Source organism: Paenibacillus sp. HJGM_3 (assembly GCF_045062745.1).
In the GTDB taxonomy this organism is placed as follows: domain Bacteria; phylum Bacillota; class Bacilli; order Paenibacillales; family NBRC-103111; genus Paenibacillus_AA.
The window spans coordinates 153,227-179,688 of the sequence record NZ_JBJGED010000002.1 but is presented as its reverse complement, the minus strand read 5'-3'; the positions used below and the strand labels follow the sequence as shown (position 1 = coordinate 179,688).

At 59.7% G+C, this 26,462-nt stretch carries 22 protein-coding genes and 1 pseudogene; 18 read left to right on the top strand and 5 right to left on the bottom strand.

The genetic code is table 11. The features are described from left to right. The first annotated feature begins 21 nt into the window (after positions 1–21). The 3 genes from ACI5FR_RS03100 to ACI5FR_RS03090 are packed head-to-tail and all read left to right on the top strand — an operon-like array spanning position 22 to position 2,820. Positions 22–1,035: a Gfo/Idh/MocA family protein gene (locus ACI5FR_RS03100; RefSeq protein ID WP_405450147.1), complete on the top strand. Its 1,014-nt coding sequence runs from the start codon at positions 22–24 to the stop codon at positions 1,033–1,035. Beyond that, complete coding sequence (locus ACI5FR_RS03095) at positions 1,032–1,769, top strand: MBL fold metallo-hydrolase (protein WP_405450144.1); 738 nt, start codon at positions 1,032–1,034, stop codon at positions 1,767–1,769. Before ACI5FR_RS03100 ends, ACI5FR_RS03095 begins: the two co-directional genes overlap by 4 nt. A 46-nt stretch (positions 1,770–1,815) precedes the next feature. Beyond that, on the top strand, positions 1,816–2,820 hold the full coding sequence (locus ACI5FR_RS03090) for a succinylglutamate desuccinylase/aspartoacylase family protein (protein WP_405450142.1): 1,005 nt from the start codon (positions 1,816–1,818) through the stop codon (positions 2,818–2,820). A 50-nt stretch (positions 2,821–2,870) separates the two neighbouring features. Here the strand turns inward: ACI5FR_RS03090 and ACI5FR_RS03085 are convergent, their stop codons facing one another. Further along, the gene (locus tag ACI5FR_RS03085; RefSeq protein WP_405450139.1) at positions 2,871–3,755 is read right to left on the bottom strand and encodes an AraC family transcriptional regulator; all 885 of its coding nucleotides are present in this window, start codon (positions 3,753–3,755) and stop codon (positions 2,871–2,873) included. Between the two features lie 69 nt (positions 3,756–3,824). On the opposite strand from ACI5FR_RS03085, the pseudogene ACI5FR_RS03080 reads away from it, so the two are divergent. Beyond that, positions 3,825–4,022: pseudogene (locus tag ACI5FR_RS03080) on the top strand (transketolase-like TK C-terminal-containing protein); the annotation flags it as partial. Between the two features lie 54 nt (positions 4,023–4,076). Here ACI5FR_RS03080 and ACI5FR_RS03075 read toward each other — a convergent pair. Further along, on the bottom strand, positions 4,077–4,667 hold the full coding sequence (locus tag ACI5FR_RS03075) for an SOS response-associated peptidase (protein WP_405450136.1): 591 nt from the start codon (positions 4,665–4,667) through the stop codon (positions 4,077–4,079). A gap of 207 nt (positions 4,668–4,874) precedes the next feature. Here ACI5FR_RS03075 and ACI5FR_RS03070 point away from each other — a divergent pair, with 207 nt between their 5' ends. From ACI5FR_RS03070 to ACI5FR_RS03055, 4 genes are all read left to right on the top strand, one after another. Beyond that, on the top strand, positions 4,875–5,861 hold the full coding sequence (locus tag ACI5FR_RS03070; RefSeq protein WP_405450134.1) for an RluA family pseudouridine synthase: 987 nt from the start codon (positions 4,875–4,877) through the stop codon (positions 5,859–5,861). Beyond that, the gene (locus tag ACI5FR_RS03065; protein ID WP_405450131.1) at positions 5,858–6,556 is read left to right on the top strand and encodes an alpha/beta fold hydrolase; all 699 of its coding nucleotides are present in this window, start codon (positions 5,858–5,860) and stop codon (positions 6,554–6,556) included. The genes ACI5FR_RS03070 and ACI5FR_RS03065 overlap by 4 nt, the downstream gene beginning before the upstream one ends. Positions 6,557–6,595: 39 nt before the next feature. After that, positions 6,596–6,856 carry a hypothetical protein gene (locus ACI5FR_RS03060; RefSeq protein ID WP_405450129.1) on the top strand — a complete coding sequence of 87 codons (261 nt, stop codon included), beginning with the start codon at positions 6,596–6,598 and terminating at the stop codon, positions 6,854–6,856. A gap of 193 nt (positions 6,857–7,049) precedes the next feature. Further along, positions 7,050–7,718 carry a tetratricopeptide repeat protein gene (locus tag ACI5FR_RS03055; protein WP_405450127.1) on the top strand — a complete coding sequence of 223 codons (669 nt, stop codon included), beginning with the start codon at positions 7,050–7,052 and terminating at the stop codon, positions 7,716–7,718. A gap of 42 nt (positions 7,719–7,760) precedes the next feature. On the opposite strand, the gene ACI5FR_RS03050 is transcribed toward ACI5FR_RS03055, so the two are convergent. Both ACI5FR_RS03050 and ACI5FR_RS03045 read right to left on the bottom strand, forming a co-directional pair. After that, a complete protein-coding gene (locus ACI5FR_RS03050) occupies positions 7,761–8,792 on the bottom strand; it encodes an anthranilate phosphoribosyltransferase (RefSeq protein WP_405450124.1) in 1,032 nt (343 codons plus the stop codon). Beyond that, a complete protein-coding gene (locus tag ACI5FR_RS03045; protein ID WP_405450123.1) occupies positions 8,789–9,463 on the bottom strand; it encodes an ANTAR domain-containing response regulator in 675 nt (224 codons plus the stop codon). The genes ACI5FR_RS03050 and ACI5FR_RS03045 overlap by 4 nt, the downstream gene beginning before the upstream one ends. A 343-nt stretch (positions 9,464–9,806) precedes the next feature. Between ACI5FR_RS03045 and ACI5FR_RS03040 the strand changes: the two genes are divergently transcribed. The 4 genes from ACI5FR_RS03040 to ACI5FR_RS03025 are packed head-to-tail and all read left to right on the top strand — an operon-like array spanning position 9,807 to position 16,082. Beyond that, entirely contained in the window at positions 9,807–11,060 is a 1,254-nt protein-coding gene (locus ACI5FR_RS03040) for a nitrate/nitrite transporter (RefSeq protein WP_405450120.1), read from the top strand. Between the two features lie 46 nt (positions 11,061–11,106). Continuing rightward, the gene (gene nirB / locus ACI5FR_RS03035) at positions 11,107–13,554 is read left to right on the top strand and encodes a nitrite reductase large subunit NirB (RefSeq protein WP_405450117.1); all 2,448 of its coding nucleotides are present in this window, start codon (positions 11,107–11,109) and stop codon (positions 13,552–13,554) included. A gap of 36 nt (positions 13,555–13,590) precedes the next feature. Further along, complete coding sequence (nirD, locus tag ACI5FR_RS03030; protein WP_405450115.1) at positions 13,591–13,959, top strand: nitrite reductase small subunit NirD; 369 nt, start codon at positions 13,591–13,593, stop codon at positions 13,957–13,959. A 2-nt stretch (positions 13,960–13,961) separates the two neighbouring features. Beyond that, positions 13,962–16,082 (top strand): molybdopterin oxidoreductase family protein, encoded by a 2,121-nt coding sequence (locus ACI5FR_RS03025; protein WP_405450113.1) that lies wholly within the window; start codon positions 13,962–13,964, stop codon positions 16,080–16,082. A gap of 21 nt (positions 16,083–16,103) precedes the next feature. On the opposite strand, the gene xerS is transcribed toward ACI5FR_RS03025, so the two are convergent. Next, entirely contained in the window at positions 16,104–17,180 is a 1,077-nt protein-coding gene (gene xerS / locus ACI5FR_RS03020; protein WP_405450683.1) for a tyrosine recombinase XerS, read from the bottom strand. 712 nt (positions 17,181–17,892) lie between these two features. Here xerS and ACI5FR_RS03015 point away from each other — a divergent pair. The 6 genes from ACI5FR_RS03015 (at position 17,893) to ACI5FR_RS02990 (ending at position 26,431) form a co-directional block, all read left to right on the top strand. After that, positions 17,893–20,826, top strand: a complete 2,934-nt coding sequence (locus tag ACI5FR_RS03015; RefSeq protein ID WP_405450110.1) for a 2-oxoglutarate dehydrogenase E1 component — start codon at positions 17,893–17,895, stop codon at positions 20,824–20,826. Continuing rightward, complete coding sequence (gene odhB, locus ACI5FR_RS03010) at positions 20,819–22,132, top strand: 2-oxoglutarate dehydrogenase complex dihydrolipoyllysine-residue succinyltransferase (RefSeq protein WP_405450107.1); 1,314 nt, start codon at positions 20,819–20,821, stop codon at positions 22,130–22,132. The genes ACI5FR_RS03015 and odhB overlap by 8 nt, the downstream gene beginning before the upstream one ends. Positions 22,133–22,284: 152 nt before the next feature. After that, positions 22,285–23,601, top strand: a complete 1,317-nt coding sequence (locus tag ACI5FR_RS03005) for a deoxyguanosinetriphosphate triphosphohydrolase family protein (protein ID WP_405450104.1) — start codon at positions 22,285–22,287, stop codon at positions 23,599–23,601. A 281-nt stretch (positions 23,602–23,882) separates the two neighbouring features. Next, the gene (locus ACI5FR_RS03000; protein ID WP_405450103.1) at positions 23,883–25,238 is read left to right on the top strand and encodes a cation:dicarboxylate symporter family transporter; all 1,356 of its coding nucleotides are present in this window, start codon (positions 23,883–23,885) and stop codon (positions 25,236–25,238) included. Between the two features lie 141 nt (positions 25,239–25,379). Continuing rightward, positions 25,380–25,715, top strand: coding sequence for a DUF1806 family protein (locus tag ACI5FR_RS02995; protein ID WP_405450101.1), 336 nt, complete (start codon positions 25,380–25,382; stop codon positions 25,713–25,715). Next, positions 25,712–26,431 (top strand): PIG-L family deacetylase, encoded by a 720-nt coding sequence (locus ACI5FR_RS02990; protein WP_405450098.1) that lies wholly within the window; start codon positions 25,712–25,714, stop codon positions 26,429–26,431. The genes ACI5FR_RS02995 and ACI5FR_RS02990 overlap by 4 nt, the downstream gene beginning before the upstream one ends. The last annotated feature ends 31 nt before the right edge of the window (positions 26,432–26,462 follow it).

The following is a 26,462-nucleotide window of genomic DNA, read 5'->3' as shown; positions in this document are numbered from 1 at the left end:
TGAAAAGGAGGGGGCATAGAGATGAAGCCTGTACGAATCGGGATCATCGGCCTGGGCCGGTTTGCCGCTGCGCATGCCCGGATCTGGACGCAAATGAAAGCGGTCGAGGTCGCCGCCGTATGCGACCGCAATCCGGATACGTTCGCCGCATTCCAAGAGCTGTTCCCGGGAACAGCCTGCTACACGGACTGGAAGCTGATGATCGACCGGGAACGGCTCGACGCGGTCGACGTCTTGACACCGGAGCATCTGCATACGGAGCCGGTTTTGTACGCCATGAAGGCCGGACTTCACGCATTCGTGGAGAAGCCGCTGGCGTCTGAGCCCGACGATGCCGCCGCCATGGTGCGAGCCTCGCAGGAGCTGGGACGCGTGCTGATGACCGGCCATGTGCTGCGCTTCGACTCTCGCATGGCCGCGGCGAAGCGGCAGGTCGAGCAAGGAAAGGTAGGCACGATCCGGTCGATTTATGCGAAGCGCAATAACGGCAAAATGTATTTTCCACTCTACAACCGGGTGTCGCCGGTCTTTATTCTAGGCATTCATGATATCGATATGATCCATTGGCTGATGGACGACGAGGTACGGGAAGTGTATGCGGTCCGCTCGGCGTCGGGCCATACGACGGAGGACATGATTTGGTCCATGCTGCGCTTCGAGCGCGGCGGAGTTTGCGTCCTGGAGAACAACTGGCTGCTGCCCGGCGGGGCATCGTCGTTCATGGATATGCGCATGGAGATTACGGGGGACGAGGGCAGCTTGATCGTTCGCGATCCCGAGGGAGGGCTCGAGTGGATCTCCGATAGCCGGACCGATCAGGTGGCGCTGCTTGGAGGTCACGAGGTGCATGGGAAAATTACCGGGCCGCTCGCGATGGAGCTCGCTCACTTCATCGAGTGCGTGCAGCGGGGAATGAGCTCGGACATTTTGCGGCCGCTCGACGCGTGGAAGGCCGTCCGGGTCGCGGCTGCGATCTGCGAGTCCGCCGCCCTAGGTCGTCCGATCTCGCTTAGCGGCACCGAGCTGCCGATATGAAGCTGACGAACCATGTATACGCGATCGGCGGAGGGAGTCTGGGATATGGGCTCAGCAGCGATTACGATTGCAATGTGTACGCGGTCGATACGGGCGAGGAGCTGGTCCTGATCGACGCGGGCTCCGGAATCGAGCCGGAACGCATCCTAGATGTTATGCGGGAAGACGGCTTGCGGATCGAGCGAGTCGGCAAGGTTCTGCTGACGCACGCTCATGCGGATCATGCAGGCGGAGCCGCCTACTGGAGGCGAGCTTGCGGTGCGGAAATCTTCGCGTCCGTGCTCACCGCCGAGATGGTGGAAACCGGCGATGAAATCCGCACCGCGCTCGCATCGGCGAGGGAGAGCGGGACGTACCCGGCCTCATACCGGCTCGAGCCGTGCACGGTCGATGTCAAGCTGCGGCCGGGGGATTCGATCCGGTCGGGCGGCCTTTCCTTCCGGTCGATAGCGGCTCCCGGTCACAGCTTCGATATGGTGATCTACTTCTGTCCCGAGCTCAGGGCGTTGTTCGCAGCAGACGCAGTATTCGGCATGGACGGGAAGCTCGCGGTCCTTCGGACGCCGGACTTCTCCTTAGAGCAATATCGCGACACGATCGCCGCGCTTGTCCGGTTGGACGTCGTCCAGCTGTTCCCGGGGCATGGAGCGGCGCTGACTGAGCATGGCCATCTGCCGCTGGCCGCCGCTCACCGCCGGTTCGAGCTGGGGCTGCCGCCGTTAAGCATCGTGTAGAGATCGTCTTGTAGATAGAATCGTGATGTGAGAGGAGAGGACGTGTTTGAAGCTGAACGTGGAACAATTCGAGCTGGGGGCCGGGGGAAGAGGCACGAAGATAAGCCTCGCCCTCGAAGCGGATATCGGACTGGAGCAGGCGTTAACGTTTCCGGTGCTGCAAGTCATCGGTGCCAAGGAGGGCCGCACGCTGCTGATCCTGTCCAGCGTACACGGGGATGAATACGAAGGGGTCGAAACGGTGCTGAGGGTTTATGCAGAGCTCGATCCCGCCCTAATGACCGGAACGGTCGTACTCGTCCCGCTGGCGAACCCGCTCGCGTATGCGGTGGAGAGCCGGATCTCCCCGGAGGACGGGGTCAATATGGCGCGCGCGTTCCCGGGTAACCCGCACGGGACCCCGACGGAACGGATCGCCGACTACTTGCACCGCCGGTTCATCGCCAAGGCGGACTTCCTCCTCGATCTGCACAGCGGCGGTACCCATTATGCGGTATGCAGCCTGGTCGGGTACTATGACAACGAGCAGAGCGAAGTTGGGCGGAGCAGCCGGGCAGCCGCAGAGGCGTTCGGCGCGGAGCTGCTGTGGGCGCACGACCGGATTGCGCCGGGCCGGACCGTCTCCTCCGCGCTCGATCTAGGCGTTCCTTGGCTGTACACGGAAGCGTATGGCGGCAAACGGATTCGCCGGAAGGATGCGGAGCTCTTCCTGGCCGGAACTTATCGCGTGATGCGGCACATGGGCGTGCTGCCGCAGCAGGCGCTTGCTTCGGAGGCCGAACCGCCCAGGCGGGTTAGGCGCATCGGCGGCGACGGCAATTTCGACGGCTCGGAGACGGCGGAGGAGGATGGCTTCTTCCTTCCGACCGCCCGGCTCGGAGACGAGCTAACCGCCGGACAGACGATCGGCTCGATCCGATCGCTCGACGGGCGAGAGCTGCAACGTGTGGAAGCTTCCAGAGACGGCCTGCTCGTCATGCTGCGAGGCACCCCTACCGTCAAGCGGGGCGAAGCGCTGTTCCTGATCGCACCGCTGCTCGGTGGGCGCTAATCTACAGCACAAGAAGCCAATCTCCACGCGGAGATTGGCTTCTGTGCGTCTTATTGCTTGCGCCGAGCGACGGGAATCCAGATCTCGCTTCGGTATGTGGGAGAACTGGTGTCCTTGGACTCGTTCCACAGCATCTCCGGCCCTGCGGCCAGCTCATAGCCGGAAGAGGGGAACCACTCGGAATAGATGCGTCCCCACGTATTTTGCAGCGTCTCCGGAAACGGCCCGACGGCCTCGAACACCGCCCATTCCGAGGCGGCCACTTCCAGCGTCGTATACATCGGGTCGGGACTGGACGTATTCCGGTCTACCGCCGCCCCGATATACTGGTCGAGCTCTCCATGCTCGAGCCGGCCTTCGCTGAAGTTGGTGGAGGCGTTGATCAGTCCCCGGGGCTCAACGTTAGACATCTCCTTCAGCCGGACGAGGCGAGCTTCGCCTAACTCATTCACCATCGCGGCAATCTCCGGGTTGACGCCCTGGTAGATCAACGGCACTCGTTTCATCAGCCCGATGATGCGAAACGCTTCCTTCTGTACAATCCGATACTTCATCTCGTTTCCTCCTTGAATCGTTAATCGGAAGGTCATGCGCGGGTACGCGACTAGGGAGTGTCCCGGATTCCTGGCTTCGGACGGAGGAATGCCGTGCAGAGCCTGGAACGCCCTTGCGAACGAATCTGCGGAGCTGTAGCCGTACTTCACGGCGGCGTCCAAGATCCGGAGGTCGCTGTGGCGAATGTCGAACGCGGCCATTGTCAAGCGTCTGCGCCGAATATACTCCGAAAGCGTAATTCCGGCTAAAAAGGAAAACATTCTCGTGAAGTGGTACTCCGAGCATTGGGCTAGACGGGCCACCTCCCGCATTTCGATCTCTTCCGTCAAATGGGCTTCCATGTACGCTAAAGCTTGGTTCATCCTTCCCAGATTATCCATCCCCATGCCTCCTTCCACATTCAAGATAACAGACTCGCAACGCACAGGTCCGACTTTCCTTGCACCGATATGCAGGGTTGGACGCTTATCTTCATCGATCGGACGTCCTCCTATTGTAATCGAACCAAGCTTCAACCGACTATGGCGGACTCCGACGCCCCGGACGGCAAAAACCCTGCCGCCATTCTCCTGGCGACAGGGTCGGAAGTGCAGCTCGCACGGGGCTCGCGGCGAGTGTTGGCGGCACGGGGAATCGCCGTGCGGGTCGTGAGCATGCCGGGCTGGGAACGGTTCCGGCAGCAGCTGCAGGCATGGGCCGCGTTAGTGCACCGTAGCCGAGATGGGCTCCGTTTCATAGGCGCGGAGCAGCGGCAGCAGGTCGTCCATCTCGGTAACGGTCGGGTCCAGCCAACGCTGGACGGAGGCTTCGTCGAGGATAACCGGCATCCGCTCGGAATATTCGGACACGACCCGGTTGGACGCTGTCGTCAGTACGGTACACGTCCGATATTTGGACCCGTCCGGGAAATCCCATACGTCGTATAGCCCGGCGACCCCGAACACTTTATGGTCCGGGAATTTGAATTCCACCGTCTTCGTCACTTTCCCCTCCTGCAGCTCACTGTAGAACGCTTCGGTCGGGATTACACAGCGCCATTTGGTCAGATTCCGTTTGTAGCCTCGTTTCTCGTGAATCGTTTCGCTCGCCGCATTGATCGAATCTTTGGCCCAGCAGGGGAATAAGCCCCACGTCAGCATATCGAGGCACGTCTCGCCTTGATGCGCATACAGGACCGGAATCGGCTGACTGGGCTGCAGATCGCCCTTGGAATAGCCGACCAGCACTTTGTCGATCGAGAATCGATCCGCCACCTCGCGAGTGTCGGCCGAGAGGGAGAAGCGCGTAAACATCGGCGTGTACCTCCTAGTTATTAGTCCCGGGGTCCCCGAACAGGGGGTTCTGCCCTAATTTAGCTATCAAGACCCGCGTCACTTTATGGGATTGTGAGTTTCTCACAGTATCTTCTGTTTCGCCCAGAATATGCACAGGCTTGATAAGCTGGCCTGCGGTACGGTATGATGGGCGGTGACAAAGGTTGGAACAAGGAGTGCAATGAAATGATAACCCGAACCGTCACCCATTCCGAAGGAGGCAAGCGGCTGCATCGCTACCTGAGAAGCCTGCTGCCGAACATCCCGCTCGGACAAGTGTACAAAATGATCGATCAAGGCCAAGTCCGGGTGAACGGCAAGCGGAAGAAGCAGGATTACGAGCTCGCGGCCGGGGACGAATTGACTTTGTTTATGGAAGAAGCGGCGTTCAAGCAGGGGAGCGGCGGGCCGGAGAAAAAGCCGAAATTCGCCGGCATCAACACGCAGATCGACGTCGTCCATGAGGACGAGGAGCTGCTGGTGGTGAACAAGCCGGTCGGCCTGCTGACGCATCCGGATCAGACGGAGCAGCGGGACACGCTCATTACTCGGGTGCATGCGTACTTGTACAAGCGGGGCGAGCTGGACAGCCGACTGTTCCAGCCGGCGACGGCCAACCGGCTCGACCGCAACACGAGCGGGCTTGTCCTGATCGGTAAGACGGCTGGCATGCTGCATCAGCTGAATCAGTGGATCCAGAAGCGAGAGATGAGCAAATTTTATGTGACGATCGTGGAGGGCCAGGTCAAGGGAGGCGCGACGATCGCAGGAGCGCTGCTCCGTGACGAGAGCAGCAACGTAACCCGGGTCGTTAAGCCCTCTTCCGTCGGTACAGGAACGAAGCCGACGGACTCTGCGCACCAGTCGACCGGAGGAGGCAAGTCGGAGGAGAAAGCGGCCGAGACGAAATACAGAGCGCTTCAAGTCGGAGACGGCTATACGCTCGTCGAAGTGGAGTTGATCAGCGGGCGGACGCACCAGATCCGGACCCACTTCCAGAGCATCGGCCATCCGCTGCTCGGCGACATCAAGTATGGAGGCAAAGCGGTTGCGGGCGTGAACCACCAGCTGCTCCATGCAACGCGGATTGTGATGCCGGACGGAAAGACGTTCACCGCTCCATTGCCGCAGCAATTCCGGAGCATCCTAAGACGAGTCGGGATCTCCCTGTGACCGACCGGCTCATCTTCCTGTCCGGCGTTGCGACATCGACCGATTTCATGGAGCCGATCCGGGACGTCCTGGTATCCCGGCTGGAGTCGGCTGGGCGGGCGCCGCTCGTCTCCATGCTAATGCCTTACGGGGATTGGAGCCGACGGTTGCTGGCGCAATTGAACGAGGTGAGGCAGGACCTGCCGTGGAGGCTGCGTCGAACGGGGCACGGGTTGACCGATGCGAACGGAAGGGCGGGTCTGTTGGCCGCCGAGCTCGGAGCCGTGCATGAGGCGGGCGATACGATCGCCCTGATCGGTCACAGCGCGGGGGGCGTCCTGGCGGTCCAGACCGCCGCTCACTTGGAGCGGATCGGGGTCGAAGGGACTCGGATCGTGCAGATCGGCTCGCCCAAAGTTCCGATCCCGGCACCGCTGCGCGATCGGACGCTGTACATATATCCGACCGGCCCGAACGGTCGAATTCCGGACCCGATTGTCCGGCTCGGCAGTTGGGGCGGCTGGCGGCGCGGCCGTTATGGCGGACCGCTATGGAACTCGAGGCAGCATGCGCCGTGCCACATTGTCGCACTGCCGCTCATCGGCGGACATGCCGACTATTTTCGTACCCGAGAACCGTATCGCAACGAAACCGGACAGACGAACTTGAGCTTGACTGAAGCGGCTATCTGGCAATTTATTAACCCCATTAATTAAAAATATGGAAACAGAACCTAACACCTGGAGGCGAGCGAAATGGAAGTTACTATTATCGAGGCGGCGATGAGTCATAGCAAGGAAGACGGTTATCTCGGCCATGTCAGCTTTCGCGTCGAATCTCACGCCCAGCCCTATGAGCTGACGCTCTCGAGCAAGAGCGGGAAAGACTGGAGCTATGCGCTCAATTTTCTGAACGAATCGGGGACTGAAGCGCAGATCGATGCGGTGGAAGCCGCCATCGAAGAGGACGACGAGCTGTTCGACCGCCTGGTGGAAGCCGCCAAGAGCCGCTTGTAGCTAATCGCAGCGACACAGAAGTGAACCGGGAGAGTACGGCGGTGTACACTCCCGGTTTTTCGTGTTTGCCGCCCCCGGAAGGGACGAGCGAGGAAGTGCATTCGTGCTTTAGCGGTAGCTTTTCTTGATGTTATAATAAAGGCACATTCGAGTGCCGATCATCGGTTCGCGGAAAATGAATGGAGGTACGGGAATGGTCAAAATCCTCGGGTTCGTCCTGTTGTGGCGGCTGCTCGGCAATCCGTTTCTAGCGCTCTTAGTGCTGCTCATCGTCTTGTACTTACTGGACCGCCGCTACGTCGGGCTGTTCCCCAGCTTCGTCAAACCGCTCAAGCGCAACCGACGGCTGGCGCAGCTGCGGCAGGAGCTCGCGGCCAACCCGCATCATACGAGCAGCAAGCTCGAAGCGGCGCGCTTGCTCATCGAGAAAAAGCGCTTCAGAGAAGCGCTCGGCTACCTCGAGCAGGTTCGCCCCATTATGGAGGATTCCGCCGAGGTTGTCTATGAAATGGGGTACTGTCTGGTTAAGCTGGGGGAGACCGACGAAGGAGTCCGGCTGATGGTGCAAGGGCTGGAGATGAATCCGAGGCTGAAATACGGGGAGCCGTATCTTAGACTGGCGGAGGCGGTCGGTACTGCCGATCCGGAGCGGGCGATCGGCTATCTCGAACAGTTCCGCCGCGAGCATTCCTCCTCGTGCGAAGCGTATTACAAGCTGGGAAAGCTGTACACCCAGCTAGGCAGGGAGGACGAGGCGAAGCTCGCGTTCCGCGAGACCGGGAGCATCTACCGCAGCCTGCCCAAGTACATGCGGCGGAAGGAGAGGCGGTGGGCGATGCTTGCGTGGCTCAAGAGCCGGTAGAGGGGAGCTTATCTTGCAACGCGAGCTCAGGCAGCGCAGGGCTTACAGCGAAGAAACCGGGAGCAGTGCCTCCCGCCAGCGGGTGTACGCCTCCAGCGCCGCGCCCGACTCGATCGCGTGCCGGGCGAGATAGACGCCTTCCTCGATCGAACCGGCCTTGCCGCCAATCCAGAGCCGCACCGCACCGTTCAGGAGCACCGCGTTCAGCGCAGGCAGCCCGGCTTCGCCCCGCAGCACGGAGAGCGCCGCCTCGGCTTGGCTGGAGGCGGTCCACTCCTGCTCGGGCGTCTCTACCTGCAGCTCATACAGCTCCGGGTCGACGATGAACAGGTCGCTCTTGCCGTCGCGGATCAAATACGTGCGCGTCCGCTTGTCCACGGCGAGATCCTCGGAGCCCTCCGTGCCTTGGGCCACGATGCCGTTCGTCACGCCGAGCTGAATGAGCAGGTGCGCCACCTTCTCGAACACCGTGCCGTGGAAGACGCCTACGGCCATACAGGTCGATTCGCCGAAGCGCAGCAACTTCTCGGCAGTGTTGAATACCGTCCGAAGGCCCAGTTGAGTGCGGATGTCGCGTATCGTCTGAAGCGGAGGACACCACGATTCCGTCGGCACGAACAGGAACCCGCTTCGTTCCGCCGCAGCCATGAGCGCGGATGGCGAGCATGCGCCGACGGGAACGTCCAGCGCGTGAAGCACATCCGGCAATGTCACGCCCCACTTGGGCGGCAAGCTCGGGCTGCCGTGGAGCACCGTCGGCTGGCCGCAAGCGGCCAGGACGAAGGCGGTGGGCAGAGAAGCCAGGAAGGAGCGCGTCCGTCCGTCATACGGCCCCGCGCAGTCGAGGCTGCCCGGCATCGGGTGCGACAGCCGTCTGGCGCGGAGCGTATCGATAAAGGCGAGCAGTTCGTCCACCGACTCCATCTTGATCCGCTCCGCCACGAGAAACGCTCCGATTTGCGCAGGGGCGGCGGTCCCCGACATGATCATCTCGGCCGCTTGCTTCGCTTCCTCATAAGTCAAATCTCTAGCGCCCCGCTTGCCCCGCCCTACTTCCTTCAGCAGCTCTATCATCGTCTGCGCCCCCCTTTATTCTCTTCCTGCAGCAGCTGGTACACCTTCACGATTGAGGTCGCCACGTCGGCCAACCGCTTGCGGTCGTTCATCGCTTGCTTGCGCAGCACCTCATAGGCTTCGGCTTCGGAGATGCCCTTGATCTCGCTCAAGATCCGTTTCGCTTGATCGATCCACTTGCGCTCCTCCAGCTTGGCGAGCAGCTGCTCGCGCTCCTGCTGCCACGCGGTGCGTTGAAAATATTGATTGACGCACAGCAGCAGAGCGCCGTGAATCTCATGAGCGGACATGCCGGGGCCGAGGATCCCGTCCAGGCTGGGATCGAGCTTGCACTCATAACCCGGAAAGGTCGAATAATCGCACCACCACAAGATCGGCACGCTGCGCTGCGAGACGATGCGCTGTCTCCAGCCGGGCAGCTCGCTCGGCACGACCGAGAGCAGCGCCGCATCCGCCTGGGGGAGTGCCGTCTTCAGCACGTCGGGCGAGTCGATGACGAATACCCGAAAGCCCATATTGCGCAGCTTGGACTCCGGCAATCCCGCTTCATCTAAAACGGCCCCAGGTTCGGAATCCACAACGTCGTCCGGCACGTCCGATATGAGGGGAGACCTTAAATGAGGAGTCGGCGAATTGGTGTGAGAGCGGATCAGAACAAACGATTGCAGCATCATTCAACCCCCCCGTATTGTTTGAATGACAGCTCATGTCAAATAATATACCGTATAATATAGCATAACGATTGAAATCTTGTCGATAAGGCCAAAATAATAATTTTGGTGTTAACTATATTGACATTTAATTCTTCAGTGAACTATAATGAACATGTGAAGGGTCCAATGATGTACCCGGAGCTTGCAACACCAATGACAACGGAACTGTACGCCGCCACAGCTTCGTGGCAGCACTGGCAATGAGGCCGATGGACGTCCCCGGGAGGGTGCGTGTGTCGGCCTCTATTTGTTCTACTTGCATCCTTGAAACGCCAATCAGATTGAGGGGAGAGAACGAGAGATGAATGCGGGGAAAAGCTTTTGGAGAAGCGGGCACATAGGGTCGTTGTTCAGCGCTTTTCTGTATTTCGACATGAGCTTCATGGTGTGGGTGCTGCTCGGGCCGCTGGCCGTCATCATCGCCGGGGATTTCCAATTGGACGCCTCGCAGAAAGCGACACTGGTCGCCTTGCCGACATTGGGCGGCTCCATCCTTAGGCTTGTGTTAGGTTATTTGACAGATAAGATCGGACCCAAGCTAACGGCGCAAATCGGGATGGTCCTCACGTTGGTGCCCTTAGTCTGGGGATGGCAGTTCGCGGACTCTCGCGAGGAAATGTACATGATCGCCCTGCTGCTGGGCATCGCCGGAGCCAGCTTCGCCGCGGCGCTGCCGCTCGCCAGCTCCTGGTACCCGCCTCAGTATCAAGGCTTGGCTCTAGGCATTGCCGGAGCGGGGAACAGCGGTACGATCTTCTCGACGTTGTTCGCGAACCGGATCGCGCAGCATTACGGGGATTGGCACGTCGTCTTCGGCCTCGCGATGATTCCGATCGCCGTCACATGGATCGTGTTCACGCTGCTCGCCCGCAACAGTCCCAATCGTCCGGCTCCGAAGCGATGGAGCGATTATGCCCGCGTGCTGAAGCTCCGGGATTGCTGGTTGTTTTGTGCGCTCTATGGGGTCACCTTTGGCGGATTCGTAGGCATGAGCACTTATCTGACGATTTTCTTCAATACCCAGTACGGCCTGTCGGCGGTCCGTGCCGCGGATTTCACCACATTGTGCGTCATCGGCGGCAGCTTCTTCCGTCCCATCGGCGGCTGGCTGGCCGACAAGCTGGGCGGGATCCGCATGCTGATGGGGCTATATGGGCTCATCGCGATCCTGATGGCTTGCATCTCAACGCTCCCGGGAATCTCGCTCGTAACCGGATTGTTGTTCGTCGCCATGATGTGCCTCGGGATGGGCAACGGGTCGGTATTCCAGCTCGTGCCGCAGCGATTCCGCAACGAGATCGGTCTCGTGACCGGCATCGTCGGAGCGGCCGGCGGGTTGGGCGGGTATTTTCTACCGAAAGTTCTAGGCAATATGAAGTTTTACACCGGTTCCTTCACGCCCGGATTCCTGATCCTGAGCGGGGTCGCCCTCGTCTGTGTCGTGCTCTTGTTCGTAGTGCAAGGGCAGTGGAAACGGACCTGGATCGGTGACGGCGGCAAAGTCAAGGCAAGCGCACCTGGATCGGACGGCGCTCCGGTGGCGGAAGCGATCTAATCGATTCGATTAAACGATACAGAGGATAGGAAGGGAGCGGACAACTATGAATGACAGTATGAACCGTACGCGGAACGATTCGGGCAAAGAGAGGCTTGTCCTAGTGGGCAACGGGATGGCGGGCGTCAATGTGATCGAGCATTTGCTGAAGCTTGCGCCGGACCGGTATTCCATTACGATATTCGGCAAGGAGCCGCATCCGAACTACAACCGGATCTTGCTCTCCTATGTCCTGGCGGGCAGCTCGAGCGTGGCCGATATTGTGACTCACCCGACCGAATGGTACGCCGACAACGGCATTGAGCTGAGGCGGGGCGAATCGATCGTGGCGATCGATCCTGAGCGGAAACACATAACCAGCGACCAGGGGGCGGTCGTGCCTTATGACAAGCTTATTCTCGCGACGGGCTCGAATCCGTTCATGCTGCCGCTCCCCGGAGCCGACAAGGAAGGGGTCATGGCGTACCGCACGATTCAGGATTGCGAAAAGATGATGGAGGCGGCGCGGACGTACAAGAAGGCGGTCGTCATCGGCGGGGGGCTGCTCGGACTGGAGGCGGCCCGGGGGTTCCTGAATCTGGGCATGCAAGTCGACGTCGTCCACATCGTCGATACGATCATGGAGCGTCAGCTCGACCGGACCGCGTCGAAGCTGCTGCAAGAAGCCTTGGAAGCGCAAGGGATGAATTTTCTCCTCGGCAAGCAGTCCGAGGCGATTATAGGCGATTCGAGGGTGCAAGGCTTGCGGTTCAAGGACGGTACCGTAGCGGAAGCGGATCTGATTGTGATGGCGGTCGGCATCCGGCCGAATGTGGAGCTGGCAAAGCAGGCCGGCCTGGAAGTGAACCCCGGCATCGTCGTGAACGACTTCTTGGAAACAAGCCTAGCAGACATCTACGCTGTCGGGGAATGCGCCATGCACCGGGGCACCGTTTACGGCCTGGTCGCACCGCTCTTCGAGCAAGGCGCCGTGCTGGCGAAGCGGCTCGCCGGGGTGGAGACGAAGCCGTACGAAGGATCGGTCGTCTATACGAAGCTGAAGGTATCGGGCGTCGATGTGTTCTCCGGCGGCCAGTTCATGGAGACGGAAGGCACGAAGACGATTCGCGTGCAGGACGATTTTTCCGGCATTTATAAGAAGGTCGTCATTCAGGACAACAAAATCGTAGGAGCCGTTCTGTTCGGCGATACGTCCGACGGGACTCGGCTCATGGGGATGATCCGCAGCGGAACGAGCATCGAAGGTATGGAGAAAACGTCGCTGCTGAAGGAAAGCGGAGCGGGGAGCTCGAGTGCAAGCGTCGCGGATCTGAGCGACGACACGATCATCTGCGGCTGCAACGGGGTCAGCAAAGGTACGATCTGCTCGGCGATCCGCGATCAAGGATTGACTTCGGTCGAGGAGGTCAAAAACTGTACGACCGCCTCCCGCTCCTGCGGGGGCTGCAAACCGCTTGTCAGCGAGCTGCTCGCCTGTACGCTCGGCGACGCGTTCGACAAATCGGCCAGCAAAGAAACGGTCTGCGGCTGTACCAATCTGTCGCACGATGAGCTGGTCGCATCCATCCGCGAGAAGGGCTTGACCCATGTGCGCGAAGTGATGCATGTGCTGGATTGGAAACACTCTGAGGGCTGCTCGAAGTGCCGCCCGGCGCTCAACTATTACTTGGCGATGCTGAATCCCGAGACGTACAAGGACGACCGGTCGTCCCGATTCGTCAATGAGCGGATGCATGCGAACATTCAGAAGGACGGCACCTACTCCGTCGTCCCCCGCATCTATGGAGGCGTGACGAATCCGGCCCAGCTGAAGCGGATCGCGGAGGTGGCCGAGAAGTACAACGTGCCGACCGTGAAGCTGACGGGCGGACAGCGCATCGACTTGCTCGGGGTCAGGAAGGAAGATCTCGTCCCGATGTGGGCCGACCTGGATATGCCTTCCGGTTACGCGTATGGCAAAGCGCTTCGCACCGTCAAAACTTGCGTAGGAGCCGACTTCTGCCGGTTCGGTACGGCGGATTCGATGGGAATGGGCATTCGGCTCGAGCAACGGTTCGAGCGTCTCAATACACCGGCCAAGGTCAAAATGGCGGTCTCGGCTTGCCCGCGCAATTGCGCCGAATCCGGGATCAAGGACTTGGGCATCGTGGCGATCGACGGCGGCTGGGAGCTGTATGCCGGCGGCAACGGCGGGGTGAAGGTGCGGGCCGGCGATCTGCTCCTGACCGTCAAGACCGAGGACGAAGTGGTCGAGTATGCGGAGGCTTATCTGCAATACTATCGCGAGTCCGCGAAGTACGGAGAACGGACGAGCGAGTGGGTGAACCGGGTAGGGATCGAAAGCATTCGGGCTCACATTCAAGATGACACCAATCGGGAATCGCTCTGCAAGCGGATGGATATCGCCTTGTCCGTGGCGAAGGATCCGTGGAAGGAAGCGGTCGAGAGCAAGTCGATTCAGAAGGATCTGTATGAAGTGGTTGAGACGCGATAACGAGCGAGTAAGACAGAGAGAGGGGCGTAACAAGTCATGAGCATAACCCGGAATGAGCGGAGAGAAGAGCAAGAAGAGCTGGTATGGATTCAAGCGGCACGCTATGAGGATATGCCGGGGCACACCGGCAAGACGGTCCGGTACCGCGGCCTCGAGATCGCCCTGTTCAAGCTGGGCAGCGGGAAGGTGCAGGCCGTGCACAATCGTTGTCCGCATAAGCAAGGGGTACTGGCGGAAGGCATCGTGAGCGGCGAATTCGTGTACTGCCCGCTGCACGACCGCAAAATCCACTTGCCGAGCGGACAGGTGCAAGCCCCGGATACGGGCTGCGTCCATACGTATGAGACCAAGGTGGAGGACGGGGTCATTCTGATCGGCGTCCCGAGGTTGGGAAGCGAGGGTTAACGATGACACTCGCTGCGACCACTCCAACCCCCGCCTTCCGGTTCACCGGGCAGACGGCATCGCATTGCTGCTTCTGCAGCATGCAGTGCGGCATTGAGCTCGTGCCGGATGCGACTCGCAGCGCCGGCATGGTCGTCAAGCCGAGTCAGAAGTTCCCTGTGGCGACCGGGCGGCTGTGTCAGAAAGGTTTGAACGTGCTGGAGCACGCCGTTCACCCTGAGCGCATCCTGCATCCCGCCCGCAAAGGCGGCCCGGACGACACGTGGCAACGAACGAGCTGGTCGGAGGCGCTCCGGGATATTGCCGATTCGATTCAATCGATTCAGAACCAATACGGGAAGGATGCCGTTGCCGTCTACGGCGGAGGCTCCCTGACGAACGAAGTGAGCTATCTGCTGGGCAAATTCGCCCGCGTCGCCCTGGGGACGAAGTATATCGACTATAACGGCCGGTACTGCATGTCTTCCGCGGCCGCGGCCAGCCAGCAGGCGTTCGGTCTCGATCGCGGCATGACGATGCCCCTCAGTGAGATTCCTCATGCCAAATATATTATTCTGGCCGGAACCAATATTGCGGAGTGCCAGCCGACCATGGTGCCGTACATTCTGGAGGCGAAGAAAAACGGGGCGGTCGTCGTCACGATCGATCCGCGGAATACGATGACTTCCAAGCTGGCGGACATCCATGTGCGGCTGCAGCCGGGCTTCGATTCTGTCTTCATCAACGGACTCTTGCACGTCATCGTGACGGAGAAACTGTATGCGGACCAATTCGTGCGCGAACGCACGGTCGGACTGGAGCATTTGGAGGAGGCGGTGAAGTCCTTCACCCCGGCGAGGGTGGAAGAGCTGACCGGCGTCCTGGAAGCCGTCGTGCGCACGGTCGCCCGCGGGTTCGCCCGGGCGGAGACCGGCATCGTCTTGACTGCCCGCGGCCTCGAGCAGCAAGTGAACGGCGTCGAGAATACGAAGAATTATATTAATCTCGCCTTGCTTACAGGCAAGATTGGCCGGAGGGGCTGCGGTTACGGCGCGGTTACCGGCCAGGCGAACGGCCAAGGCGGTCGGGAGCACGGGCAAAAGGCCGATCAGCTGCCAGGCTACCGGTATATCGAGAATCCGGAGGACCGGGCCCACGTGGCCGGCATCTGGGGCGTCGATCCCGACTCCTTGCCGGGCAAAGGCGTTTCCGCGTATGAGATGTTAATGAAAATCGACGAGGGCGACATTCGTGCCATGATCGTGCTGGGCTCGAACCCGCTCGTATCGAGCCCTAACAGCAAGCGGGTCGAACGTGCGCTTAAGAAGCTCGAGCTGCTGGTGGTCGTCGACATGTTCGAGACGGAAACGGCGAGGCTGGGACATTGGCTGCTGCCGGGATCGTCGTTTCTGGAAGGGGAGGGGACACTCACGAATCTGGAGGGCCGGGTGTTCCATCGGGCCCAAGTCATGGAATCGCCGGGAGAGAGCATGCCGGATTACCGGATCCTCGGAGAGCTGGCTTCGTGCTTGGGGCGCGGTCAATATTTTCGCTATGGTTGCATCGAGGACGTGTTCCAGGAGTTGGCGGCATGCACTTCGGGCGCCAAAGCGGACTACAGCGGCATTACTTATGCGCGGCTGCAGGCAGAGCAAGGCATCTACTGGCCATGTCCCGCGCCCAATCACCCGGGAACTCCGATGTTATTCGCCGAACGGTTCCATCACCCGGACGGCAAAGCCCGTCTATTCGGCATCACGCCGAAAATGCCCGCCGAGCCGATCGACGCGGATTATCCGTGCGTGCTCACGACGGGCCGGCTGTCCAATCATTACTTGAGCGGCGCTCAGACACGCCGGACCGAGGCGTTGCACAAGAAAGCTCCGATCCCGGTCGCGGAGATCCATCCGTGGCTGGCCGGGAAGATCGGGCTCGGTACCGCGACGCACGTCCGGATAACGAGCCGGCGCAGCTCGCTCGTATTCCAGGTGAAGGTGACCGACACAATCCAGCCGAGAACCGTTTTCGTGCCGTTCCACTGGGGGGAGCAGCTGTCGGTCAACCGGCTGACGAACGACGCGCTTGACCCAACGAGCCGAATGCCGGAGTTCAAGCTGTGCGCGGTCAAGGTAGAGCCGGTGTGAAGAGCCGGGGCCCCGTCCTTGCTACTCACGGCGGTCGATCGCTTCCGACATCGTCTTGTCGGTCAAATGGGCGTAGATCTGAGTCGTCTCCGGTGAGGCGTGGCCCAGCTGGTCCTGGGTCTTATACAAATCGTTGCGCAAGTAATAGTCGGTTGCGAACGAGTGCCGCAGCTTGTGAACGGACAAATACGGCTTGCCGAAATGCTTCGCATACTTGATCACCATCTCCTGGATGGCCCGCTTCGTCATCCGCTTGCCTTCTTTCGAGCCGTTCGCCACGGCGAGGAAGAAGGCTTTTTCGCGTTTATCGGGCTTGTAGCGAACGCTGCGCAGCTCCATATACGCTTGCAACTCGGCGATCGCTTCCTGGCGGAAGTAGACCGGCGTCTTGAACGTCTCGTCGTTTTTGCCCTTGCGGTAGACGTATACCAGCTTCTTCTTTATGTCGATATCGTCTATGTTCAGATTGACGACCTCGGACACCCGCAGCCCGGAGTTCAGGATCAGACTCACGATGCAGAGGTCCCGGACGCGATTCTGCTCATAGGAATACAGCGCCTGCTTGTTTTTGGCCACATCCTGCGGGTAGCCGTTTCCGATGTAGCCGAGGAATTCCGTGATCTCGTGCTCCTGCAGCAGCTTGCCTTCCAGCTTCGCAGCCGTATCCTTCGGCTTGTGCGTCCGCTTGATCTCCACCTTGGCCATCACATTGCGCTTCAGAAGCGGGTAGAAATCGTCGTCCTCGGCGATTTGGCTTAGATAATGAAAGAGCGAGCGGAGGGACGAGAGCTTGCGGGAAATCGTCGTCCGCGTATTCGCGCGCTGTTTTTTGGTCAGCAGGAACATTTTATAGTGGTCGATATCTTCCATTCGCAGCTTCTCCAGCACACCGAGCGGAATGTCCCGTTGAGCCGGGCCCTCCGACAAGCCTTCGGCGAGCAGCCAGGAGAAAAACGTATCGTAATCGCGCACATACTCCAGCAAGGAAGAGGGGGACAAGTCCGGAAGCTTATAATGAATGAATTTCTCGACGTACCACGGCATAGCGGGTATTTTTTTCTCCAGCTCTTCGCGGTCTTTTTGTTTAATGATGTTAATGATCGCAACCTCCTTAATGGGGTTAAATAACATAATGAATATTATGTAAACTTTTTTAATTGGGGGAACGCAAAACCAATGCGTTTAAAAAGACTCGAATGTTTATCCCTACCGCTTATTTTACCTTCGGATCGCGTATCCGCCAAGCTTAGGCCGGAATTGCAACTCCTAACAAGAGTTAGAGGTGGATCGTATCACTAGCTTAAGAAGCCCTATCGTGGATCCGAATGTCGTATAATTCGATTTTGCCCAATTGGTTCTGGTGCTGAGGGAAGTCGACGTGATCCAGTTCGATTTTGCCTAACTAAAAGGCGGTATTCCAGAGTCCGTGATCTAAATGTGCGCTCCAATTCGACTAAATCGAACTACAGCTCTTCAAAAGAAATCTGGCCTTCTCTAAGTTGTTGAAATGAAACTAGAGCGCATTTGGATCCGTTCGATGTTCATCCATTGCTTAAAGCGGAGTTTCATTTGGTGTAAAGGTTGGTTATCTAGACGGAGCAGTATTTTGCACGAAGAACGTTCTCGATATTAGAACGATTTTATCCGAATTAAATATTTCTCGAGAACGTTTCCTTGTCTTATTATAAGGAAAGAAGCATCCCTTCCGGCATCCTAGACGGATGGAATGAAGCGGATGCATTGGGTAAATAACTAATCAATACGCATTATTAGAATCCTGATCGAATCAGGTACACGGAGGCTTGCCGTCATGAAAGCAAATGAAACGCTCGACCGCTCCCCCTGGCAGTCCTATTACGGGCCGAATCTAGGGTACGTACAGGAGGTGTATGAGCGGTATATGCAAGACCCGGAGAGCGTGGACGCTTCATTCCGGGAGCTGTTCGCCCGATGGGGCCCGCCTGTGGCCGGGACGAACCTGGCTGCCGGACCGAATACGACGGCAGCACCGGCCGCAGCACCGACCACAGCGGCTGCAGCCGCGTACGATCCCGTCTTCCTCAAAAAAATCGTAGATGCGGGCAAACTCGTCCGCAATATTCGCACGTTCGGCCATCTGGCCGCGAACACGGATCCGCTGTCGCTGCGCAAGCCGCCCGACACCCATCTGCTCGAGCCGGATACTTATCGCCTTAGTCAGTCCGACTTGCAATCCATTCCCGCTTCTCTCATCTGGGAGGAGGTGCCGGAGACGGTGCAGAACGGCTGGGAGGCGATCCAGCGGCTCAAGGACACGTACACGCAATCGATCGGTTTCGAATTCGATCATATTCACGACGCGAGCGAACGGATCTGGCTGATCCGCGCGGCCGAAGCCGGCATGGCGGCCAAACCGCTGCAGACGAGCGAACGGATCGCCCTGCTCGATCGGCTCATCGACGTGGAGCAGTTCGAGACGTTCCTGCAGCGCTCGTTCGTCGGACAGAAGCGGTTCTCGATCGAAGGCACCGACATGCTCGTGCCGATGCTCGATGAGGCGGTACGCGAGCTTGCCCACGACGGCGCCCGGCACATTCTGATGGGGATGGCGCACCGGGGCCGGCTGAATGTGCTGGCGCATGTGCTCGGCAAGCCATACAGCACGATCTTCGCGGAGTTCCAGCATGCCGCGAACAAAGACTTGATGCCCTCCGAAGGCTCCATCGGCATCAACTCCGGGTGGACCGGCGACGTTAAATATCACTTGGGGGCACATCGTTCTGTCAAGGCGGGGGAGACGGTCGAGACGCGGATTACGCTCGCCAACAACCCGAGCCATCTGGAATTCGTCAACCCCGTCGTGGAAGGCTTCACCCGCGCAGCGCAGGATGACCGGACGGCCGCAGGCTATCCGAAGTCGGATTTCGGCAGTGCGGCGGCCATTCTGATGCATGGGGACGCGGCATTCGCGGGGGAAGGCATCGTCGCGGAAACGCTGAATTTCAAGAGCCTGGCCGGCTACGAGAACGGGGGCACGATCCACATTATTGTGAACAACCGGATCGGCTTCACCACCGAGAGCCAGGATTCACGCTCGACCTATTATGCCAGCGACTTGGCCAAAGGCTACGAAATCCCGATCCTCCATGTGAACGCAGACGATCCTGAGGCTTGCATCGCGGCCGTACGGATGGCGTGCGAGTACCGGCAAAGGTTTCACAAAGATTTCCTCATCGACATGGTCGGCTACCGCCGCTACGGGCATAACGAGACGGACGATCCGAGTACGACCCAGCCGCTCGTCTACAAGAAGGTGAACTCCCATCCCAGGGTTGCGACGGTGTATGCCGAAGCACTCAAGGCGAAAGGGCTCGTCACGGACAATCAAATCGCGCAGGTGCGGGACATCAGCTTGAGCCGGATGCAAAAGGCGTTGGACCTCGTAAAAGAAGGGGAGCACCACGAGCCGCATGAGGCGGATGACGACTTCCTCGTGAAGCGGCGGGGGAAAATCGATCTGCATACCGCCGTTCCCCTGGATAAGCTCCGGTCCATCAATGCGGGGCTGCTGCGATGGCCGTCTGACTTCACCGTCTATAACAAGCTGGAGCGCATTCTGATGCGCCGGGCGGAAGCACTGGAGGAAGGCGGCAAGGTGGACTGGGGCTTGGCCGAGACACTCGCCTTCGCGACGATTCTCGCCGACGGGACGCCGATCCGGCTCAGCGGGCAAGATTCCGAGCGGGCCACGTTCGCCCATCGGAACCTCGTGCTGCACGACGCCGAGACAGGCGCTACCTACTGCCCGCTCCACAGCTTGCCGGAGGCGAACGCGGCGTTCGCGATCTACAACAGCCCGCTGTCGGAGGCGTCGGTGCTCGGCTTCGACTACGGCTACAACGTCTATGCACCGGAGACGCTCGTCATCTGGGAGGCGCAATACGGCGACTTCGCCAATGCCGCGCAAGTGACGATCGATCAGTTCATCTCAGCCGGCCGCAGCAAATGGTCGCAGAACTCGAGCCTCGTCATGCTGCTGCCGCACGGCTACGAAGGCCAAGGGCCGGAGCATTCCAGCGCCCGGCTCGAACGGTATTTGCTGCTCGCGGCAGAGGACAACCTCACAATCGTGAACTTGACCACCGCAGCGCAATACTTCCACCTGCTGCGCCGGCAGGCGGCTATCACCGCGACGGAAGCGGCGCGGCCGCTCATCGTCATGGCGCCGAAGAGCTTGATCCGGAACGCGCTCGTCGCGTCTGAACCGCTGGAGCTGAGCGAGGGCGCCTTCCATCACGTCCTGGAGCAGCCGGGACTTGGCGGGAAGCCGGAAGAGGTCGAACGGCTCATCTTCTGTACGGGCAAAATCGCCATCGACCTGGCTACGGCGCTAGAGTCGGACCAGGACCGTGCTGACGGAGACAAGCCGGACTGGAGCTGGCTGCATATCGCCCGGATGGAGCAGCTGTACCCGTTCCCGAAGCAGGACGTGGAGCGTATCATCAACCGGTTTCCGAATTTGAAGGAAATCTTGTGGGTGCAGGAAGAGCCGCAAAATATGGGGGCTTGGAACTTTGTGGAACCGCGCATCAAAGCCCGGGCGCACGAAGGATCGATCGTCCGATACGTAGGCCGGCAGAAGCGGTCCAGTCCGGCTAGCGGCTTCCAAACCGTTCATAATATCGAACAGAAACGAATTATCTCGGAAGCGTTGAACCGAAGCGCCGAAGAGCCGAATGCGAAGGGGGAAGACGGCAATGAGTGACATCCGAGTGCCCGAGATGGGCGAATCGATCGTGGAAGGCACGATTACGAAGTGGCTGGTTAAAGAAGGAGACGCGGTCAAGTCCGGCGACATGCTCGCTGAGCTGGAGACCGACAAGGTGAACATCGAGATCAACGCCGAGACGGACGGCGTCATCGAGCAGCTGCTGCGCAAGGAAGGCGACACCGTGCAGGTCGGCGAAGCGATCGGCCGCATCGCGAGCGGCGCCGGCGCGGCCGCCCCATCGGCGGGCGCGGCATCCGCCGCCGCGCCGCAAGCGCCTGCCGCCGCCCCGCCGGCGGCGGCAACCCCAGCGGCACCGCCGGAGCCGGTGCCGGCAGCTGCGCCGCAGCCCGCTGTCCCAGCGGCTGCGCCGAATACGGCGGCGGCGGTGAACGCTTCGCCCGCCGCCCGCAAGCTGGCCCGAGAGCGAGGCATCGATCTCGGCCAAGTGCCCGCGGATGACCCGATGGGGCGCATCCGCGCGGACAGCGTGAAGGGCTACGTGCCTAGCCCTTCGCCTGCTCCTGCGCCTTCGGCGGCTCCGGCACCCGCAGCGCCGAAGGCTGCAGCCCCGGCGCCGACCGGCTCCGCCGAAGGCGGCAAACCGGTCGAGCGGCGCAAAATGTCGCGCCGCCGCATGACGATCGCCACCCGCCTCGTGGAAGCTCAGCGGACGGCGGCGATGCTGACGACGTTCAACGAAGTCGACATGACGAAGATCATGGACATCCGCAAGCGCCGCAAGCAGGCGTTCCAGGAGAAGCACGACATCGGCCTCGGCTTCATGTCGTTCTTCACCAAAGCGGTCATCGGCGCATTGAAGCAGTATCCGCTGCTGAACGCCGAGATTCAGGGCGACGAAATTCTCGTGAAGCAGTATTACGACATCGGGATCGCCGTGTCGGCGAAGGAAGGGCTTGTCGTGCCGGTCGTGCGCGACGCGGAGAAGCTGAGCTTCGCCGGCATCGAGAAGCAGATCGCCCAGCTCGCGGAGAAGGCGCGGTCCAATTCGCTCGCGCTGTCCGATCTGCAAGGCGGCACGTTCACGATCACGAACGGCGGGGTATTCGGCTCGCTGCTCTCTACCCCGATTCTGAACGCACCGCAGGTGGGCATTCTCGGGATGCACAAGATCCAGATCCGCCCGGTGGCCATCGATGAGGAGCGCATGGAGAACCGCCCGATGATGTACATCGCCCTTTCGTACGACCACAGAATCGTCGATGGGGCGGAGGCGGTGCGCTTCCTCGTGACGGTCAAGCAGCTGCTGGAGGATCCGGAGGCGCTGCTCATCGAAGGATAATCCTTCGAACGGTTTTCGATCCTGCCCCGATCCGACTCCTGAAGCCTAACAATCCAAGCTGACTTTCACCTCCCGAACGAGGCGATTGTCAGCTTGTTTCATGCGAACGAGTTTGCTACGATAAGGGTCAATAAGCGTTTGGAGGCTACCGGATGAACGTAAGGAAACTGCGCCTGCATGACAACGATCCCGCCCATTACAGCGATGAGCGGGACGAATACGAACGAGATTACGCGCGGCTCATTCAATCGCCCGCCTTCCGGCGGCTGCAGGGGAAATCGCAAGTGTTCGGCGCCGGCTCGGGCGACTATTACCGAACCCGGCTGACCCATTCCATCGAAGTGTCGCAGATCGCGCGGGAGCTGGCCAAGCGGCTCCGCCGGAGCTATCCGCTCCTCGCGGCACCCGAGCATCCGGGCCTCATGCTGGAGCCGGAAGTGGTGGAGATCGCCTCGCTCGCCCACGATCTGGGGCATCCGCCGTTCGGGCACAAAGGCGAGGAAGTGCTGAACGAGCTGCTCCAGCGGGAATACGGCATGAAGTACGAAGGCAATGCCCAGAACTATCGCATTCTCATGTTCCTCGAGAAGCGGGCGGGCAGCGACAGCGGCTTGGATTTGACCGCCGCCGTGCTCCTCGCGATCAACAAGTATCCGTTCTGCCTCGACGATCCCGGACGTCAGAAGGGCCTATACGGCATGGAATGGGAGCATATTCACCATCTACGCCAGCTTTGGGGCATGCCGGATGGGTGCGCGACGCTCGAGGCTCAGCTGATGGACCTATGCGACGATATCGCCTATTCCACTCACGACCTGGAAGACGGGATTCGGGCCGGCAAAATTCATATGGACCGCAATTTGTTCGAGAACGACCGGGTTGTCGAGCATGTGCTGCAGGAGATCGAGAACGACTCCGGCAACGCCGCGATGTGCTGGGACGAGATCGATATGCGGGCGATGGTGGGACGTGTCCTGCACCAGTATTTGCAAGACTGGGAGGCACTCTATGCGGAGTGCGACCGGGAGCCGTCCCGCACGAGACGGGAGATGAAGGCCCGCTGGGTGAACAAATTCGCGAGCCAGGTCGGCATACTGGACGATCCGGCTACCGGTTGGAAGCGCGTGACGCTGATACGGGAGGGGCGACAAGACCTGGAGCTGCTGCGAACGATGGAAATCTTGAAGAAGCTCGCCTGGGTGACGCTAATCAAGGACTTTCGGGTACAGCGGCTGCATAAACGAAGCGAAGTCGTCATTCAGCGGCTGTGGGCCAGCTTCAAGGAAGAGGCGACCGGCCGGTTGATCATTCCGGCGGACTGGCTGGAGAGCTATGAGCGGCACAAGGACAAATGGACCTGGGAACGTATGGTAGCGGATTACATCTCCGGGATGACCGACGCTTACGCGGAGAAGGTGTATGGAGAGTTTTTTGCGAGCCGCTCCGGCTCGATTTATGAAATGGATTGAATCGTTTCCATCCCGAACAACCTCTGGAGATTGAAGCTCCGGAGGTTTTCTATTATCAATCATGATTGCGTTGGGGGTACATAGAATATAGGGACTTCGATGCGGATGAATGGAAACGATTACAAATTGAGGGGAGCGCTGCCTATTAGCTTAAAATAACCTTAAAATAAGCTGAAAGTAAGCTGAAAAAAATGCATTGACAGAAGCCTCGGCCGGTTGTATCCTATTACTCATAAAACCGACCTAATAAGTCGGAAATACAAAGGGAGATGTGGGTTGGGATGAAGAACAATTTAGTTGACGCATTCCAGACGAACTGGGTCAGCTTGGTCATTTCGCTAGTCGTCATCGGAGCGCTTTACTTCTTGGCCAGGAAGCGCGTTGGCTTCGGTTGGCGGGTGCTGATCGCACTCGGGCTGGGGCTTGTGGCCGGCATTATTTTCAATCAGAGCAAGCTGGAATACAAGAGCGTTACTACGATCGGCACGATCTATGTCAATTTGATTAAGATGCTCGTCATGCCGCTCGTCGTCGTGCTTGTCATCAACAGTATTTCTCAGCTGTCAAGCTTGGGCCAACTGCGCAAAATCGGCGTGAAGACGATCGGCTGGTTTCTCGGTACAACCGGCGTTGCGGCCATTATCGGTCTATTGGTCGCGCTCGCTACGAACCCGGGCTCCGGGATTGCCGCTGCGGTACCGAAGGACTTCAAGGCTCGTGAGATTCCTACGTTCTCGCAAGTTATTCTGGACCTGGTGCCGGTCAATCCGATCGGCGACATGGCCGGCGGCAAAGTCGTACCTGTGCTGATCTTCGCGATCTTCGTCGCGGTCGCGATCATCCACGTCGGCTCGAAGAAGCCGGATGCGGTTCAGCCGGTTCGGACGCTGATCAAATCGCTGGCCGACGTCCTGCATCAAGTCGTCAAATATGTCATCCGTCTCACACCTTACGGGGTGTACGCCCTCATCGGCGCTATGGCGGCGAAATACGGCCTCGAGACGCTGAAGCCGCTAGCAAACGTCATCTTGACCTCGTATGTGGCGCTGATTATCCATTTCGTGCTTGTATTCGGCGGCCTGGTGCTGTTCGTCGCCAAAGTCAATCCGATCAAATTTTTCAAGAAAGCTTATCCGACGATTGCTGTCGCGTTCACGACCCGGAGCAGCTATGCTACGCTTCCAGTCAATCTTGAAGTGATCACGAAGCGGCTGCGCGTGTCCCCGCGAATTGCCAGCTTCGTCGCTCCGCTCGGCGCGACGATGAACTTCAACGGCTGCGGCGGCATCTGGCCGGCGATCGTGGCCGTATTCGTAGCGAAGGTGTACAATATCGACCTCGGTTTCTCGGATTACATCTTGCTCGTCTTAGTAGCTATCATCTCCTCCGTCGGCGTAGCCGGCGTGCCGGGACCGGCGACGATCTCGACGACCGTCGTGCTGACCGCATTGGGTCTGCCGCTCGAAGGGATGGGGCTCGTCATCGCCGTGGAATCGCTGATCGACATGGGCCGGACCGCCGTGAACGCGACCGGCACGACCGTTACTTCGCTTCTCGTGGCGAACTCGGAGGGTGAATTCGACCGGGATTCGTTTAACCGCGATGAGGAAGACCCGCTTGAGACCGTAGTAGCCTAATATTCGTTTCCAGTGAACCATAATCGGTGTCGATCCCCGCGGATCGGCACCGTTTGTTATCCCGGTACTTTTGCATTGCCGGGACCTTTATTCCTATAATAGGAGCAGCAGGCACTTACCGCAAAAAAGGGAGAGAGCACAATGGAACCGATCGCACGTACGCGGCTCATTGCCGCTTTGGCCGGCTTCAAGGGCCGGACCGCCTATATTCACTTGGAGGTCAATCCGGGAGCGGTGCTCCGCAACATTCCGGTGCGCGTGGCCGAGACGTTCGCCGCCGGCGACCGGCTCTTCCGAGCTGCTATCCGCTCTGAGGAGGGCGGGTGGATCCGGGTCGAGGGGTTGACCGATATGGAGGAGCCTCGTGCCGGACAGCTGCTCCTCGCGGGTCATGACGACAGCGGGCGGATTACCGCGGCTCTGCAGCTCAGCCTGCAGCCGTTCGATTTCGAGGGAAGCGGGGGGAAGTCACTGTGAGTGCATGGAAGGACAAGCGTTGGTTGCTCGTATTAGCCCATCCGGATGACGAGACGTTCATCTGCGGCGGGCTGCTGGCCAAGTATGCCCGGCTCGGGGTCGACATTCACCTCGTCTGTGCGACGAAGGGCGAGATGGGGCGCAGGGTGGGCAACCCGCCATACGTCACCCGGGAGTCGATGCCGGGCTTGCGCGAGCGGGAGCTCGCCGAAGCGTGCGGTCATCTCGGAATCCGCCAGCCCCGGTACTTGGGGCTGCTCGACAAGTTCGTCGAATTCCAGCCTGCACGCGAGCTACAGAACACTATATTGGAGCATATGCTCGACATCCGACCGGAGCTCGTGCTGACGTTCCATGAGCGACTCGGCGGCCATCCGGATCATTGCGCGATCGGCCTCGCCGCGACGAACGCTTACCGGGAGGCGAGAGAGTATGGACGTATCCCGGAACTGAAGGGGCTGTATTTCATTTCCTTCGGAGATTCGATGAAGCAGCCGGAGCGCTACGGGCTTTCGAAGGCCGACATCGTCGCCGTCGATATCGCCGATACCCGCCGTGAAAAGCTGCTCGGCTTTCGGGCGCACCGCTGTCAGACCGAGATCCATCCGTGGGTATGGCAGCCGGATGCAGAAGCGATCGCCTCCATGCAATCTGTCGAATATTTGATCCGCGGCGACCGCCCTCAAGATCGCTTGGCCTATCCGTTTGAGAGCTGACGGATCCACACATCCTCCGACCTCCGAAGCT